This is a genomic window from Fructilactobacillus sp. X3R2C1, from assembly GCF_059901235.1.
Map to the genome: position 1 here is coordinate 1 of NZ_JBWXVA010000050.1, position 259 is coordinate 259.

The 259-nt window shown below is 68.0% G+C and carries 1 protein-coding gene; it reads left to right on the forward strand.

Features of this window, described 5'->3' with window-relative positions:
* Positions 1–259 (forward strand): VWA domain-containing protein (locus tag AC6UDB_RS07110; protein WP_500709562.1); only part of this gene is annotated, 259 nt, incomplete at both ends.

Here is a 259-nt window from a genome sequence, read left to right on the forward strand (position 1 = left end):
GTGGTGATCGCCCTGGACATCTCCGGTTCCATGTGGCCGGCGCTCAGGGATATGAAGGCCGCCGCCACCCAGATGCTGACCGCGCTCAAGGCCCGCCCCGACACGAGTGTGAAGATTCTCGCGTTCTCGGACAAGGTGACTTCCGTGGCCGAGTGGAACGACGACCTCAGCGCGGCCGCGAAGGCGGTGGACCGGCTCAAGGCCTCGGGTGAGACGGCGCTCTACCAGACGGTCGCCACGGCGACCGCGGCGCTCCAAG